We start from the raw sequence: 15,789 nt of genomic DNA, 5'->3' as shown, positions 1-15,789 counted from the left end.
GGGGTCCGCCCCGGGCTGTCAAGGCACCTGTGCCGGGAAAGTCCGGCCCGGCGCGTTTCGCACCGTGCGCGTGTTCCGTCCGGCCGTCCGTGCAGGACCGGTACCTCCGGCGGAGCCCGCGGCAGCCACCAGGGCCCGCACGACCGGCGCGTCGTCGCCCATCTCCGGGTGCCACTGGACGCCCACGGCGAAGCGGTGCCGGGTGCTCTCGATCGCCTCGACGGTGCCGTCCGCCGCACGGGCGGCGACGACCAGTCCCGCGCCGAGGCGGTCCACCGCCTGATGATGGTGCGTGGCAACGTGGTGCGTCCCCGGCAGCAGGGCGCCGACCCGTGTCCCGGGTACGGTGGTCACGGCGTGGGAGCAGAAGTGGCCCCGATAGGGGTTGTGGCCGTCGTGGCCCACCCGGTCGGGCAGGTGGCAGGTGCTGGATCAGGGTGCCGCCCTCGTGTACGTTCATCAGCTGCATCCCCCGGCACACCCCGAGCACGGGTATGTCGCGGGTGAGGCCGGCGGTCAGCACGGCCCGCTCCCATGCGTCGCGCTCGCGCACCGGCGGCCCGGTACGCGGATGGGGCACGGCTCCGTACAGGGCGGGATCCAGATCCTCGCCTCCCGCCAGGAGGATCGCGTCCAGACGCTCGACGACGTCGGCCGCGGCCTCCGGCGCGTCCGGCGGCAGCAGTACGGCGCGGCCGCCGACCGCCCGGACGCAGTCCGCGTAGGCCGCGGGCAGCACTGCGGCGGGCAGGTCCCACTCACCCCACTGGGCTTGGGCGAGGTAGGTGGTGAGTCCGATGAGCGGTGGCTGGGTCATACCACTTCCTTTCGGGGCATGAGGGGTGACCGTAGACAGCCGGAGTCGAGCCGGCCGCCACCGCCCCGGCAGGCGGCGGTGGGTGGCGAGGCGGTGCGGACGGAGGCCACCGGGACGGCGGGGGAGGGGAGTTGGCGGTCCGGGAGCGCAGGCTTGCGTTTTCTTGGCCGCAAGCAAGAATCCTGCTGGCGTTCATCTCCAATCACAAGAAAACAGATCTTCGCGACAGATAAGTGAGCCTTAACTCCGTGCACGGACTCGACCCCCGCCTGCTCGCCACCCTCGAAGCCGTCGTGCGGCACGGCTCCTTCAGCGCCGCCGCACGCGAACTCGGCTACAGCGCGCCCGCCGTCTCCCAGCAGATCGCCGAACTCGAACGCCGCGCCGGCCTCAGGGTGCTGGAGCGGCGACCCGTTCGCGTCACACCGGCCGGCGAAGTCCTCCTCGGCGCGGAGCAGGGCGTCCGCAGCACGCTGGCGGCGGCGTCGGTCGAACTCGGCGCCATGCGCGCCGGGACGGCCGGACGGATCCGGCTCGGCGCCTTCGCCTCGGCCGCCACCGGCATCGTTCCGCAGGCGCTGGCCCGACTCCACGCGGCCTACCCCCACGTGCAGGTCAGCCTCAGCCAGCTGGAGCCCGAAGCCGGCTACAACCGGCTCAAGCGGGGGGACATGGACCTGGCGCTCAGCTACGACTACGACTTCATCCCCGTCCCGCCGCCGCGGATGCTGCGCCGGACGCTGGTCGCACGGGATCCGGTGGTGGCCGTCGTCCCGGCGCGCCACCGCCTGGCCGACCGGGAGGTCATCGACCTGGCCAGCCTCGCCTCCGAGACGTGGATCGCCGCTCCGGAGGCCGCGCTGCGCCTGGAACTGCTCTCGCAGATGTCCAACACGCCCGGCTTCCAAGCCCGCCTGCAATACGAGGGGGACGACTTCAACACCGTGCTGGGGTTCGTGGCCGCGGGCCTGTGCGTGGCCGTCATGCCGCGACTCGCCCTGCCCCGCACCCACACCCAGGTGGTGGCCCGCCCCTTGGCCGAGCCGCAGCTGACGCGCTTCATCTACGCCGTCCGCATCGACACCCGGCACGCCCCGCGCGTCGTCCTGGACCTGGAGGAGATGCTCGCCGCCCAGGCGTTGGCCGCGCTCGCGTAAGGCGCACGGTGTCCCGGGGTCAAGCGGGTGAACGGATCGTGGGGGAACGCGAAAAGCGGCCAACTTGACGGCCGTCGCACGCGCGTAGACCTCACCGGCACGCCGTACTTCCCATCGTGTCCGACTACCGGACACTGTGGCTGAAAGTTAAACTATTGTGTGACAGGCGCACTACGTTTGCCGCGGTTGACGTTCCACCGAGAGGAAACCCCTCATGACCGCAGCCGACAGCGTGCCGGGAACGGCGCACGTCCTCACCGGCTACCGCCCCGAGGACGGCTTCATGGCCGCAGAGCTGGACCCGCCCCCGGCCGAGTACGTATGGCACGACGAGAACGCCGAACAGCAGGACCAGCGTTACGGCCCGGGAGTCGGCTACCAACAGTGGCTGGCGGTGGACGCTCGCGACGGCGCCGTCTGGTTCGGCGACACCGACTGGCGAGCCCCGCAGGAGTCCCCTGGCAGCCGGCTCCCCGGCATCCCCCGCAGGGCACTCGGAGACGGGAACGTCCCCGCCCCCGGCATCATGGTGCAGCTGCTCGGCCACCTGAGCCACGACGAACAGCGCGGCTGTACATGGCGCTTCTTCGACGCCGAGGAACTGCACGCGCTCGCGGTGCGCGTCCTGCCCGCCGTGCAGCGGCTCGTGGACTCGATCCACCGGATCGGGCCCGACGGCGAGCTCGAGTGGTCGGCCGAGGCGGCCACCGCATGGGACGACATCGAACAGGCCGCGACGCCCGCTTTCGACCCCTCCGGGGAACTCCTCTGGCCCAGACCGCGTACCACACCGGTCCCGGCCTGGCGCGTCGAGGTCGGCGCCTTCCTGGCCGCCAACCCCGGGCTGTGCGACCCCTCCTGGGACCTGGCCACGGACGCGGAACTCGACACCTACGCCGACTACAGCCCCCAGAACGGCTACGGCGGCGTACCGGGCCGGATCTGCCGCGACGCCGACCGGCAGATAGAGGACGGCTTCACCTTCTACGGCCACCGCGCCGCCCTGTACGCCTACCGGGCACGGGCCTGCGGCGACCGTACTCCGACAGACGCCCGCGTCTGGCTGGAGACGACGGAGGCCGGGCGGGACACCTGGGAGGCGGCCAAGCCCCTCGGAGCCACCCTCGCCGACGTCCCCGACTGCGTGCTGGTGTCCCTGGCCGAAACGTTCCAGAACGCCGCGCACGAACACGGGCTGGCCCTGACGGGCCTGACCGCTCATCTCCGGCAGCTGCGCGGCGCGGAACGCTCCGCCGTCGACCGGCAACTTGTCCACGAGGGCGAGGAAGTCGAACGCCTCGAAATCATGCTCAAGGACTTTCGAGCCGCACGTAACCGCACCGTGACGCGGATCCTGGCCTGGTCCGACGGACGCGGGGACGCGGAGATCGCCCGCCTGGCCTCCATACCCGATGCATACGTCAGTGACTGGAGGGCCCGCCTCACCGACGAACAGACCACCATGACCCCCGGACCGTGAAGCACGCGCGGCCACTGCCAGAGCGTCAGGCTCCGGCCTTGCGCTTGTTGTAGAGGTCGAAGCCGACGGCCGCCAGCAGGACCAGGCCCTTTTGGTCTCCTGGTGGTACAGCAGTCGCACTCACGCTGAACTGGGAAAACGGCGCTGCGCAAGGCTCTTGGGTGTGAGCTGGTCCGGATTTTGGTCCAAGCGGTCGTCGGGCGGGGAAGGGGACGCCAAGTTCCAGCACACCGTAGGCCACGCACCCGAGCGCGACGGCGAACGGATGCTGCCCGCCCCTCAGGGCCTGGCGCACATGCCCGGCGCGGTCCGGATGGCCTCGTGGAACGTCCGCCAGCGCCGGCTTCCCGCCTCCAGCTCGTCCCACGCCCGCCAGGGCCCCGACGGCCGAGGCCTGCGGGCAGCTGCCTCCCGGGCCCGTGCCGCCTGAGGCTGCTGTGGCTGCCGGGGCCGTGACCATGCCGGGACCCTTGTTGGGGCAGGTTGGCGACGTCGCCACCCTGCCGCTGTCCGGCGGGGGTCGAAGACGACCGTGGTCGACTGCGCGACCGCGTTCACCTCGACGTCCAGCACCCTCGGCCGGCGGCTCGGCACGGCAGCGACGGTGTTCTGCTGAGTGGCCCGGACCATGCCCGCACGTCCAAGACCACCGTGCTGCGCTCCTTGCCCCCGTCGCGCGGCTCGGGCCTCCGCGGGTGCCGCATGCCCGTCCACCTCCCCGATCCGACGGCGGGTCCACTCGGCCAGGGCGCCCACCAGGAGCCTGTGGCCGTCGCGACCGCCGCGCAAGGGCAGAGCAGGCGCCCGGAGAGCGGGCGGTGACTCACGTCCGGGCCGGGGCCGTGCCGTATCGATTGCGGATCACGTGCTGCGCTGGTCGTGGGTGTCCCGGCGAAGCTGGTCGGTGTGGCGGGTGAGGGCGTCGATGCGTTCGGCGAGCTCGGCGTCCTCGGGCCGCAGGTGGGGCCGGGTGTCGGCCAGGGGGCGCACGAGGCGGGCGGTGTCGTTGTGGGCGAGGGCCTGGTTCAGGTCGTCGATGGCGCCTTCGGCGCCGGCGGGCAGGCCGGCCAGGGCGGTGATCTGGCCGGCGAGGCGGCGCAGGTCGGCGGCGTTGTCGCGGGCCCAGGTGTCCACGCTGCGGTCGGCGGCCCGGGTGTCGCGGGTGGCCTGGACGCGTTCCTCGCCGGTGCTTCCGGCTTTGCCGGGGCGCATCCGGAGGTAGCGGCGTTCTGCGGCCTGACGGCTGGCGACTCCGAGGGGGCCGGCGAGGTCGGCCCAGCTGGCGCCCTGGCCGCGGGCGTTCTCGATCAGGCCGGTTTCCCAGCCGACGAGCTGCTCGCGGACCTCGCGGAGCATCAGCAGCGCCGCCAGGGCCGGGTGCGGGCCCGCGGCCGGTGCCGCTGCCGACGTGCTTGTGGGAGCTTGCTGCGCGTCCTTGACGGCCTGGTTGATGGTCTCCAGTGCCGCGGCGGCGGCCAGGAATGTGACGGGTGCAGTCGGCTCTGCGGCCTCGGTCATGGCGGTCTCCGTGGTCTGTCATCCTCCAGATGACTGCTTGCTTGTCATCGTTTCGATGACATGTTACAACGGAAGCACGTTGAAGCGCATTGGCAGTTCCTGCCTGAACCAACTGGAGGTGTTTCGCGATGTTGATGCGCACGACCCGTTCCGCGAGATGGACCGGATCGTCCAGCAGCTTCGGGTACGTCGGTACGTGGTCGAAGCCGTCCGTGATGCCATGGACGCCTACCGCGACGGCGACGCGTACGTGATCGCCTTCGACCTGCCCGGTGTGAGCACCGAGGCGATCGACATCGACGTCGAGCGGAACATGCTGACCGTGAAGGCCGAGCGCCGGCCCGTGGAGAAGTCCGACGGCGTGCAGATGGAGCTCTCCGAGCGCCCTCTCGGTGTCTTCTCCCGTCAGATCATGCTGGCCGACAGCCTCGACACCGAGCGCATCGAGGCCGACTACGACGCGGGTGTCCTGACCCTGCGGATCCCGATCGCCGAGCGCGCCAAGCCTCGGAAGATCGCCATCGGCGGCGAGGCGGGCCGCAAGCAGATCTCCGGCTGATCCGGCCGGTACCTGCGGCGGAGGACGGGGAACCCGATCCCCCTCCGGCACCCCGTCCTCCGCACCCCTTGGCCCCTTTCACCCCTCCCATGGAGGTGACGTGAGATGTCGATGCGCCGGGAAGCGTTCCTGGACCACGTCCAGGAACGCGGCGAGTACCGGACCCGGGAAGAAGCCGAACGCGCAGCCCGCGTCGTCCTCGCCCTGCTGGGCGCCCACCTGGTCGGCACCGTGCGGGCCGAGCTCGCCGCCCGGCTCCCCGAGACCTACGCCCTGATCCTCCTCAACCCCCTGCAGGCCGCGGAGCCGCTCTCCCCCGAACGCTTCGTCCGCGCGACCGCAGCCTGGATCGAAGGCGCCACCGAGACGACGGCCCTGTGGGACATCGGCGCAGTCCTCTCCACCGTGGCCGCCGCAGCCGGAGGCATCCTCATCCGGGACGTCCTGCTCCAGCTCCCGCCCGGCTACGACCTCCTCTTCGGCCACCCCCAGCCCACCTGACCGGCCGACACCACCGGCCGGACACCGAACCAGCGACGAGAAGGGCAACCGCAGCACCATGTACGACCAGCCTCGACCGCACCAGGCCCACCCCGCCATGACGTTCGACCAGATGCTGGAACGCGTGCGCTACGAAGGCGCCTACCCCACCCGCGAACGCGCAGAAGAAGCCGTCCGCACCGTCCTGGCCGCCCTCGGCCGCCAGCTCACCGGCGACGAACGCCTCGACCTCGCCCAGGCCCTGCCCGTCGAAGCCGCCCTGGCCCTGACCGCCCAGATCCCCGCCACCGAACGGCTCACCGGCTGGAGCTTCATCAAGGACATGGCCGCCCGCGCCGGCACCAGCCCGGCCGTTGCCCGCTGGGACACCGGCGCCGTACTCGCCGTCGTCACCCGCCTCACCGGCCCCGACCTCCTCACCCGCGTCCTCCACCAACTCCCCACCGGCTACGCACTCCTCTTCGGCCAGGCCGAACTTCGCCAGCCACAGCCCGCAGTGTGATGCGGTGGTTGCAGGAAAGCCCAGGCCGGCACCCCGGGCCGGCTCTCAAGGCCGCAGGTGCCGCAAGGTGAACTCCGGCGTTGCGGGGTGGCGCCCGGCTCGGGTTCAGGCCGGGCGAGCGCGAGACGGGTCCGGGCCTTCATCAGCCCGCCCGCCTCCCACCACGTCCTCATTCGCGAGCACCGTACGACGGCTTCCGCAGCCGCCCTCGTGACCTGTCATGGAGCCACCACCCGGACCGTACGGTCCTGCCACTGATTGCGTCCGGCTGTTCCCTTCCTGGCATACGTCGGCGTGTTGGGTGCAGACGCGATCCGAGGCGCGGCCGTTGGTACATTTGGCCGATCATGATGGAGGTGGGAGTTCTCGGGCCGCTCGATGTCCGGGTCGGCGGGCGGCCGGTGACGGTCGGGCGCCGACATGCGCGGACCGTCCTGGGAATCCTCCTTTCGGCCCGGGGTCGAAATGTCCCGGTCGACCGGCTCGTCGACGTGCTCTGGACGCAGCGGACGCCTGCCAAGCCCACCACCTCTCTGCACTCCTACGTCTCCAACCTTCGCGGCATCCTGGAGCCGGACCGGCCCGCCCGTACCCCGTCCCGGATCCTTGTCAGCAGTCCGGAGGGGTACGCGCTGCGGCTTGACGACGACGCCGTGGACGCGTGGCGCTTCGAATCGGCGGTGCGCCGCGCCAGGGCGGTGTCCTGCGCCGAGGCCGGTCCGCTGTTGGACGAGGCGCTCGGCCTGTGGCGGGGAGACGCCTACGGGGAGTGGGGGCCCGGCTCGTGGGCGGACGGGGAGATCGCGCGGCTCGACGAACTGCTGCTCATGGCACATGAGCTGGCGATGGCGAGCAGCCTCGGGGCGGGTCGCCCGCACGAGGTGGTGCCGACCGCGGAGGCGCACGTACGCCGTCATCCCCTGCGCGAGGAGGGATGGCGCCTGCTGGCTCTGAGTCTGTGGGCGACCGGGCGTCAGGGCGACGCGCTCGCGGCGCTGCGGCGCGCGGCCGCCGTGTGCGCCGAGGAACTCGGGCTGGACCTGGGAGCCCGGCTGGTCGAGTTGGAGAGGGCGATCCTCCGCAGCGACCTGGATGTCCTGTCGGCCGCGGTTCCGGCCCCGGCCACCCCGAGCACGTCCATCGCGGTGGTCGAACGGCCATCCCCGAGAGCCGTACCCGTAGTTGGGGTCACCGGTGCGCCAGGCGTACCCGCCGCTGTCGGCAGCGGAGCGGCGCCCGCTTCGCCCGCGCCCTTCGTCGGGCGGCACCGCGAACTGGAGGTGCTGGAACAGGCAGCCGGGGCGGGCCTTGGGGGCGGAGCGGTCGCGCTGGTCGCGGGCGAAGGCGGTGCGGGGAAGACCGCCCTCCTGGCCCGTTTCGCCGATTCACTGCGGGCGCGGGGCTGGACGGTGGTGGCGGGCCGGTGTCCGGACGACGCGGGCGTCCCGGCGGCGTGGGCCTGGACGGAGGCACTGGGTGAACTGGCGCGCCTCCTTCCGCCGGAGCACGTGGGGCCGTTGTCCACGCTGATCGACCCTCTGGGCGCCACGGTCCCGCCGCACGGCGACGCTACGGCCGGCCGGTTCCGGCTGCACACCGCGTTCGCCCGATGGCTGGCTTCGGCAGCGGCGAGCTGCCCGCTCGCCGTGATCATCGACGATGTCCACGAGGCCGACGAGGAGACGCTGGCCCTGCTGGGCCGGGCCGCCGGCGTCCAGGGTGTCCCGTTGCTGGTCGTGGCCGCCTACCGGCAGGGGCATGCCGACAGTCGTCTCGCACCGACGATGGCCGCACTCGCCCGCCGTGATCCCTTCCGCGTCGTACTGACCGGACTCGACGTCACCGAAGTCCGTACGCTCGTGCGCTCGCTCTGCGGCCGGGAGGTGGACGCCGAGGTGGTAGCCGTCCTGGCGGAACGCACAGGCGGGAACCCCTTCTTCGTCGGTGAGAGCGCCCGGCTGCTGACCGAGGGCGGCGACGACGCGGCGCAGGCAGTCGCCCGCGTGCCCGACGGCATCCGCGACGTCGTACGCCAGCGGCTCGCCCGACTGCCCCAGGAAGCCGCCGATGTCGTACGGCTGGCCGCAGTCGCAGGCAGCGAAACCCATGTCGCGGTGCTGCGCGAAGCCTCCGGACTGTCACCGGCCGCGGTCGTCGGCACACTGGAGCTCTGCATCGCGGACGGACTGCTGACCGAACGGGCCCCCGGCCACGTCTCGTTCACACACCCGCTGCTGCGCGACACCGTCTACGGCGATCTCACCGGACTGCGCCGCGGCCTGTTGCACGGACGACTGGCCGACACCCTCGCCAGTCTGAGACCGGACGACCTGCCCGCCCTCGCCGTCCACTTCACCCGGTCGGGGGACCCGGCGAAGGCACGGCAGGCGGTGGCATTCGCGCTGCGTGCCGCCGAACTCGCCGAGCACCGCTACGCCCACGACGTGAGCGTCGACCTGCTCCAGCAGGCCCTGGAGGCCGCCGAACTGATACCGGCCGGCGCCGACGAACGGGCCGAGCGCGCGGTCGGCCTGCTCGGCGCCCTGCTGCGTGCCCACGTCCGGGCCGGGTCCGGTGACGCGGCCATCGTCACCCGTCACCGTGCCCTCGAGGTCGCCGAACGGGCCGGTCGTGAGGACCTCGCCGTCGCCGCGTTCACGGCGTGGACCGAACCCACGCCGTGGCTGACCCGGAGCCACCAGGGCGTGGACCTGCACGTGGTCGACACTCTGGACCGGCTGACCGTCAGGCCGGGCCTGGAACCCGCGGACCTCGCCCGGCTGCTGCAGGCGCGGGTGGACGAACTGCCCGAGGACACCGACGGAAGGGCCCGGGAAGCGGCCGAGCAGCAGCTCGGTCTCGCCCGCGGCGCAGGGGACCCGAACCTGCTCGCGGCCGCCCTCACCACGATGACGAAGCTGCTGCCGCACGAAACGCAGGCCGCTCGGTGCATCCCCGTGGTAGCCGAGTTGCGGGCACTGACCAAGAGGCACGACCTGCCCGCCCACCGGTGGGTGTGCGAGCAGGTGGACGCGATGATCTCTGCCATCGGCAACGATGCGGAAGCCGTCGAGCGCCACGCCCGCCTGGGCCTGGCCGTCGCACGCCGGTACCGCATGCCGGAGGCCGAGGCGGCCAGCCTCTCCACGCTGGCCATGCTCGCCCACGCCCGGGGCCACTTCGCTCAGGCGGAGGACCTGTACGGGCAGGTCCGGGAACGGCTGATCCGGCACAACGCCCCGCGCGCCGCCGACCTCCATGCCCGGGGCTTGATCACGATCCGGCTGAGCCAGGGCCGGGTCGCGGAGATCGAACCGCTGGCCCGTACGGTGGCCGCCGCCTGGGGCACGAGCGGCGGAGAGGCGCTGGCGCTGGTCCTCGCTCTCCAGGGCAGGTTCGAGGAGGCGCGCGCGGTCCGCTTCGATCCGGATCCCGTGAAGGACCACTTCTACGGGGTACGCCTCGGAGCCCGCGCCCGACTGGCTTGTCTGCTCGGCGACACCGAGGCGGCAGCCGCGCTCGTCCCCCTGCTGCATGCCGTGCGGAACCAGCTCGGTTCGGCCGCCACCACCGCCTTCTGCACCCGCCCCCTGGCCCTCGCGCTGGGCGAGCTGCATGCTCTGCTCGGTGACGTGGCCGCCGCGCGATCGGCCTTCCGGGAAGGCGGCGAAGTGGCCGCGATGTGGGGGTCGGAGTACGGCGAAGCGGCTGCCGCGGAAGGCATCAGGTCCCTGGCGCGGGCTCACGCAGTCTGACCGGACCAGGCGCTTGGCAATCCCGGGGCAGGGCGGCCGGGGCTGATGCCAAGCGGATGCCCAGCCGATGCCAATGCCCGAGTGCCAGCATGGTGATCAACACGGAGTCGGCTGTGCCGGGTACCCCTTGTGGACCGTTCCCGGCGGCATCGCCGGCGGCCGAACGCCCGGCACGCTCCCGCGCCGCTCCGTATCCCCGTCTCAAGGAGAGTTCCACCATGGCCCTCATCTGTGGTCACGATGCGCCTGCCTACGGCCTGCCCCTGTGCGAGCACATCCGGTCCGCCACCGCGGTCCCGCTCGACTACTACGTCCACTACACCGGTCGGGGCGTGGAGCGGCAGCGCATCTGTGGAATCTGCCGCAACGAGGCCGCCACGGCGGTGGCCGCGGCGGTGTGCGAAGACTGCTTCGACGCGACCGAGGGCTGCCCCACCGGCGTGGTTGGTCTCCCGCAGACCATCGACGCGTCCCGGCCGGTTCCGGGCATGGTGCAGACCACGCAGTTGCCCGCCGAGGCCGGCCCGGTGTCGGACATCGCGCCGACGGAGCACGGTTTCCTGCTCCTGTGCGACGACGGGCGAATCCTGCGCTGGGACACGGACTCCGGCACCTGCACCGATGCCGCCCGCAGCACGGTCACCGTGCCGGCCGACGCCGGGCCCTGGGTCGGGCGTGAACAGGCCCTGCGGCTGCACGCCTCCCGCGACGGTGCCTTCGCCGCCGTCGTCGTCGACCACGGCCGCACGGGAGAGGTCGTCGACCTGTCCACCGGAGCCGTCACCCTCTCCCTGGAGAACGACGGGTATTACAGCCACACCGTGCCGTTCTCCCTGGCGTTCACCGAGCACGGCGGACGCACCGTGGTCCTGTACCGGAGGAAGTGGAGGGTCGTCGAGGCCGCGGACGCGGCGACGGGCGCCCAGGTGACCCGGATACCGATGGTGGAACCCCACACGGCCTGGGCGGGCTACTTCCACGGGGCGCTGCACGTCAGCCCCGCGGGCACCAGGGTCGCGTCGGACGCCTGGTGGTGGCAGCCCGTCGGCCGGCCCTTCGCCTGGACCCTGGAGCGGTGGCTCACCGACGGCGAAGGCGCTTGGACCGAGGGCACCGACCGGTGGGAGCTGCCGAGGTGCGAAGACCACTGGAACCGTCCGGTCGTCTGGCTCGACGAGGAGCACCTCGTCCTCGGAGGTCTGGGCGACGACGGGCAGGAAATGGCCCCGGGTGCCCGGGTCTTCCTCCTCGGCCGTGAGTCCGGCGAGAGCACCGTCAAGGAAGTCGCGACGTTCGGCGGACCGGACGGCTGCTTCTTCGCCGCGGACGGCCTGCTGTTCTCCTCCTCGCAGGCCGGCCTGGAGATCTGGGACCCGACCAGCGGCTCCCGCCTCGGCACGCTCGCCGGTTTCCGGCCCACCCACCACGACCTGGCCCGCGGCGAACTCGTCGAACTCTCCGCCATCGGGCTGCGGCGCTGGAGCACGGCCCATGCCGCACGCTGACACCCCCACCCCGGTCCCGCGACGGCCCAGGGTCCGCCGCCGCTGGAGGGCTCCTCGGATCCCGGCACGCAGCATCACCCGCGAGCACATGGACGCCCTCCACGACTTCCTGCTCCGGCGCACCGCCTACCTCCTCGAAGCCCACTCGCCCAGCACCGAGGAACATCGGATGGCCGACACCCTGCACCGGGCCATCGACCAGACCTGGGCGGAGCTACAGGACTGCTACGACTTCTACCACCGCGGCGACGCCGACATGGAGATCGAACTCGCCGGGACCTGGAACAGCCTGCGCATGTTCGGCATCTCCTGGATGCGGGCCCCGGACTACGACGAGCGCCTCTGGCCCCCGGCCGAATACGAAAACCTCCTCATCACCTCCATCCCCACCGAACACTGAGAACGCCCCCAAACGTCGATCCGTCCATCCCGGAGCATCCATGCAGTCCCGTTCCCTGCCCTCCCACCGAATGCCGGCCGTATTCGCCGCAGCCTTCGCCGCCGTCCTCATCGCGACGGCGCCCGCCCGGGCCAATCCCGTACCGAACCACGACTACGCATTCGAAATCCGCCCGCTCCACACCTCCGGCAAGTGCCTGGAGGTCGCGGACGACCGCACCGACAACGGGGCGCCCGTCCGGCTCTGGGACTGCTCCGGCCGGCCGAACCAGCAATGGAGGATGTCCCTGGACCGCACCTTCCCGGGCCGCTACTTCATCAGGAACGTCCACAGCGGCAAATGCCTACAGATCGGATTCCTGTCGCGGGTCAACGGATCCAGCGTCAACCAGTCGGACTGCAACGGGAACCCGAACGAACGCTGGAGCCGTACCGACCGAAACCCGGACCCCATCGCGGCGGAACGGCTGAACCAGGGCCCGGCCCTCTGCCTCGACGTCGCTGACCGGCGGACCGATGACGGAGCGCCGGTCCAGGTCTGGTCCTGCCACGGCGCCGCAAACCAGCAATGGGTGTGGAACCTCAAGCTGTAGCCGTGCCCACTGCGATTTCGGTCTGCCGAAGCAGGGACTACGGTCAGGAACGGATGGCGGCCCTCAGTCGCAGCGCCGAGGAGCCCCGGCTCATCACCGGGACCACGCGGGCGGCGGGACGGTTCGGGGCCGTCGCCACAACAACGGCAGTGCTCCCCCGACTGGTTCGAGCGCCTACCAGCGAACTACTTTAGTCGTGTACGCACCCACCACGCCGCAGAACACCCGTCTGGGCGATGGACGCTCACGAGGCTGACCCGGCCTGTCGGGCCGGGGCGGGCGACGCAGTCGGGATCGGTCGGCTGCCGACGGAAAACCCCGCACGTTGCTGCGCCGGCAGCGCTCCGTACTGAATGCTGCCGGCGGCGGTAGGCCCAAGCGATGTCGGTGAGGACCTGCTCGATGCGCGTGATGCCCGGCTGTGGAAGAACGCAGCCGCGTGGGTCAGGAAGGCTGTGCAGGTGGATCGTCGCGCGGGGGCACTTGATCGGGGCGTTCTACGGGGTCCAGGGCTCTGGGACCAGTCGCCCGCACACCGACGACGCCGCGACCTACGAGGTCGCCTACGACCCCAGGGAGACCCGGCACTTCACCTTCGGCTCAGGGGGCCACTTGCGGCACGCCCTGGAGAAGGCGGGGACGCACCTCTGGTCGGCCACCGTCTCCGCGTGCGTGCTGAGGCCGGTGCCGTCGCTCAGGTGCCGAGCCCTGAGAAAAGCGGCCTCCACCAGGTCGGCCAAGGTGTGCTCCATGGCCGCGAACCAGAGGCTCTCCTTGGCCTGACGGCAATTGAGCGAAGCTGACTCCCGTGACATCCCTTACGGCACGGCTTGGATCGTCCCCGCACGACTACGAACGCCTCGGGGCCGCACCGGACGCGCCGTCGTGTCCGACCGGTTGAGGACCAGCACTGCCGGGCTGTGCAGCGGCGTACGCGCAACTGTGGCGCGTGGACATTCGCGCACGACAGTTCCAGTGTGCTTCAGTCGGATCCGCCCAGCACGATCTTCCACACTCGGGTCGCCACCTGGAGGTTGAGCCGGTCCTCGACGTCCGCGAGGTCGTTGCCGCTGATGTTGCGGATGCGCTGGAGCCGATAGCGCAGCGTGCTGCGGTGGATCGCGAGGGATTCGGCGGTCTCGTCGTAGTTGCCGCCGCAGTCGAAGTACTGGGACAGCGTCTCCACCATGGCCGTGTGGTGCCGGGAGTCGTAGTCGATCAGCTGCCCGAGCCACTCGTGGACGAACGTCTCCAGTTCCCGGTAATCGTTGCCGGGTCCCAGGATGCGGTAGAGGCCCAGCTCGTCGAAGAACGTCGTGCCGTAGTGCTCGCGGGAGTGGCGGCGCACTTCCAGGGCGCGCTGCGCCTCCTGGTAGTGGTGGGGGATGGCGTCCAGGGAGTCGCAAGGGGCGCTCACCCCGATGGTCCCGGACCGTGTCCCGGTCTCCCGGACGAGCGCCTCGTACAGTGCGCAGGCGTGCGGTCTGTCGTCGGCGACCAGGACCACGTGGTCGGAACGCCGGGTCAGCAGCGAGTGCATGCCCACGGCAGAGGCCGCCCGGCCCACGGTCTGCGCGAAGGGCTCGTCCGCGGTCCGGTTCGACCACTGCACCACGACGACGTAGTGGCGGCGGTGCAGGTCGTGTCCGACGGCCTCGGACCGGGCGTAGGCGCTCGCCTCGTCCGTCCCTGCCAGGAGGTCGTCGGCCAGCTCACGGTGCAGCCTCGACTCCACTTCGGCCAGATTGCGCAGGTGCGCCAGCTCCGGGGCGAGCCACGCGGCGCCGTCCTGCAGTGCGCGCAGGGTGTGTTTGTCGGCCTCGCCCCGGACGTCGACGAGGGCCAGCACGCCCAGGATCTCGCCGTGCGGGCGGATCAGAGTGACCAGCCGGTCCTTCATCCGCACCGGCCCGGCCCGACTGGCGACGGCGTGCAGCATTTCGTCCTGGCGCACGGGGTCCGGTTCGGGATAGGGGTCGGGGCGATCGGGACCGGTCCAGGACCTCAGCCGCCCGAAGCGGTCCTCGACCAGCGCGGGGAGTCCGGTGAGCCCGTGCAGTGCGCGGGTGATGGCTTCCTCGCCGCCGCCCGAGACGGCGACGTCGGCCATGAGCGCGTGAACAGCCTGCTGGTACCCCAGCTCGGCCACGACGGAGATCAGCCGCCCCTGGAGGGCTGTCCGCTCCTCCCTCAGCCGGTGCAGCTCCAGCGCGTCCTCACGTCGGCGGCGGTGTGCGAAGGCGACAGACAGTGCAGCGGCGGTGTGCCGGACGAACGTGGCGAGCAGGAGGCGCTCGGCCTCGGTGGGCCGGGAGCGGGACGTCACCACGAGGTAGCCGTGGAGTCTCTCGGGCCCGCGTAGCCCCAGGGCCCGGCCCCAGGGCCAGCCGGGCACGGTCACAGGGCCGTCCGCCCCGGCCAGCTCCCGCACCCTCCGGTCCACGGCCATCGCATGGACCTGCCCGTTCCGCGGGCTGGGGACCAGGTCGCCGTCCATTTTGAGGTATCCGGCCTCGGTACTGTAGGGCCCAGCGGCGTCTATGTGGTCCATGGCCAGGCTCAGGATCTCGCCTTCGTCCAGGGTGTCGAACAGGGCGCCGGAGAGCACCATCAGCGCGTGGGGGACACGGTCGGCCGGGGTTGGATCGGGTGGGCGGGGCCCACGCCGCGCGGCCATGGGGATTCGCCTGCCGCTGCCCAGCGGAAGGCGGCTCTCCCTGTCGCAGCGGCGGCAGTACAGGTTGTGCGCCCGGCTGCTGGCCATGGGATCACTCCGTTCTCTTCGAGCCTACAGCCGAGCGGCGGTGCTGGTCGGGTCGGCTCATACGAGAGGTTCGGATTCTGCCTCTCGTACTCGTGGGGCGACCGGACCCGTGCTTTTCCGACTTGCCAGGCGCAGGCGTGGAGCCACTGGGCACGCCACCCTAGGGAGTGTTCGAAACCGTCCGCGCACCGGTAGGTAGCGCCGGGTGGTGACCGAGCAGCTCCGCAGGCCGGTTGCCC

The 15,789-nt window shown here is 71.6% G+C and carries 11 protein-coding genes and 2 pseudogenes; 10 read left to right on the top strand and 3 right to left on the bottom strand.

Annotated features, from left to right (window positions below):
• Window positions 1-18: 18 nt before the first annotated feature.
• Window positions 19-817, bottom strand: a pseudogene (locus tag KO717_RS04315) (gamma-glutamyl-gamma-aminobutyrate hydrolase family protein).
• Between the two features lie 248 nt (window positions 818-1,065).
• On the opposite strand from KO717_RS04315, the gene KO717_RS04310 reads away from it, so the two are divergent.
• The 3 genes from KO717_RS04310 to KO717_RS04300 all read left to right on the top strand — a co-directional run bounded on the left by KO717_RS04310 (window position 1,066) and on the right by KO717_RS04300 (window position 3,884).
• Window positions 1,066-1,974, top strand: a complete 909-nt coding sequence (locus KO717_RS04310) for a LysR family transcriptional regulator (protein WP_073796628.1) — start codon at window positions 1,066-1,068, stop codon at window positions 1,972-1,974.
• A 214-nt stretch (window positions 1,975-2,188) separates the two neighbouring features.
• Complete coding sequence (locus KO717_RS04305) at window positions 2,189-3,454, top strand: hypothetical protein (RefSeq protein WP_073796627.1); 1,266 nt, start codon at window positions 2,189-2,191, stop codon at window positions 3,452-3,454.
• A gap of 163 nt (window positions 3,455-3,617) precedes the next feature.
• The gene (locus tag KO717_RS04300) at window positions 3,618-3,884 is read left to right on the top strand and encodes a hypothetical protein (RefSeq protein ID WP_301364523.1); all 267 of its coding nucleotides are present in this window, start codon (window positions 3,618-3,620) and stop codon (window positions 3,882-3,884) included.
• Between the two features lie 431 nt (window positions 3,885-4,315).
• Here KO717_RS04300 and KO717_RS04295 read toward each other — a convergent pair whose 3' ends face one another.
• Complete coding sequence (locus KO717_RS04295; protein ID WP_301364522.1) at window positions 4,316-4,972, bottom strand: HSP18 transcriptional regulator; 657 nt, start codon at window positions 4,970-4,972, stop codon at window positions 4,316-4,318.
• A 128-nt stretch (window positions 4,973-5,100) separates the two neighbouring features.
• Here KO717_RS04295 and KO717_RS04290 point away from each other — a divergent pair.
• From KO717_RS04290 to KO717_RS04260, 7 genes and pseudogenes are all read left to right on the top strand, one after another.
• Window positions 5,101-5,531, top strand: a pseudogene (locus tag KO717_RS04290) (Hsp20/alpha crystallin family protein).
• Between the two features lie 105 nt (window positions 5,532-5,636).
• A complete protein-coding gene (locus KO717_RS04285) occupies window positions 5,637-6,032 on the top strand; it encodes a DUF2267 domain-containing protein (protein ID WP_073796624.1) in 396 nt (131 codons plus the stop codon).
• Window positions 6,033-6,090: 58 nt separating this feature from the next.
• Window positions 6,091-6,534 carry a DUF2267 domain-containing protein gene (locus KO717_RS04280; RefSeq protein WP_301364520.1) on the top strand — a complete coding sequence of 148 codons (444 nt, stop codon included), beginning with the start codon at window positions 6,091-6,093 and terminating at the stop codon, window positions 6,532-6,534.
• Between the two features lie 347 nt (window positions 6,535-6,881).
• The gene (locus KO717_RS04275) at window positions 6,882-10,289 is read left to right on the top strand and encodes a BTAD domain-containing putative transcriptional regulator (protein WP_301364519.1); all 3,408 of its coding nucleotides are present in this window, start codon (window positions 6,882-6,884) and stop codon (window positions 10,287-10,289) included.
• 218 nt (window positions 10,290-10,507) lie between these two features.
• The gene (locus KO717_RS04270) at window positions 10,508-11,794 is read left to right on the top strand and encodes a hypothetical protein (RefSeq protein ID WP_301364518.1); all 1,287 of its coding nucleotides are present in this window, start codon (window positions 10,508-10,510) and stop codon (window positions 11,792-11,794) included.
• Window positions 11,781-12,194, top strand: coding sequence for a hypothetical protein (locus KO717_RS04265; protein ID WP_143196287.1), 414 nt, complete (start codon window positions 11,781-11,783; stop codon window positions 12,192-12,194). Before KO717_RS04270 ends, KO717_RS04265 begins: the two co-directional genes overlap by 14 nt.
• Before the next feature lie 40 nt (window positions 12,195-12,234).
• Window positions 12,235-12,786, top strand: coding sequence for an RICIN domain-containing protein (locus KO717_RS04260; protein ID WP_301364517.1), 552 nt, complete (start codon window positions 12,235-12,237; stop codon window positions 12,784-12,786).
• Window positions 12,787-13,768: 982 nt separating this feature from the next.
• Here the strand turns inward: KO717_RS04260 and KO717_RS04255 are convergent.
• Window positions 13,769-15,550 (bottom strand): PucR family transcriptional regulator, encoded by a 1,782-nt coding sequence (locus KO717_RS04255; RefSeq protein ID WP_237410258.1) that lies wholly within the window; start codon window positions 15,548-15,550, stop codon window positions 13,769-13,771.
• Window positions 15,551-15,789 lie beyond the last annotated feature (239 nt).

The sequence above is a fragment of the Streptomyces xanthophaeus genome (assembly GCF_030440515.1).
GTDB classification, from domain to species: Bacteria; Actinomycetota; Actinomycetes; order Streptomycetales; family Streptomycetaceae; genus Streptomyces; species Streptomyces kutzneri.
This window is presented reverse-complemented; position numbering and strand designations above follow the sequence as displayed.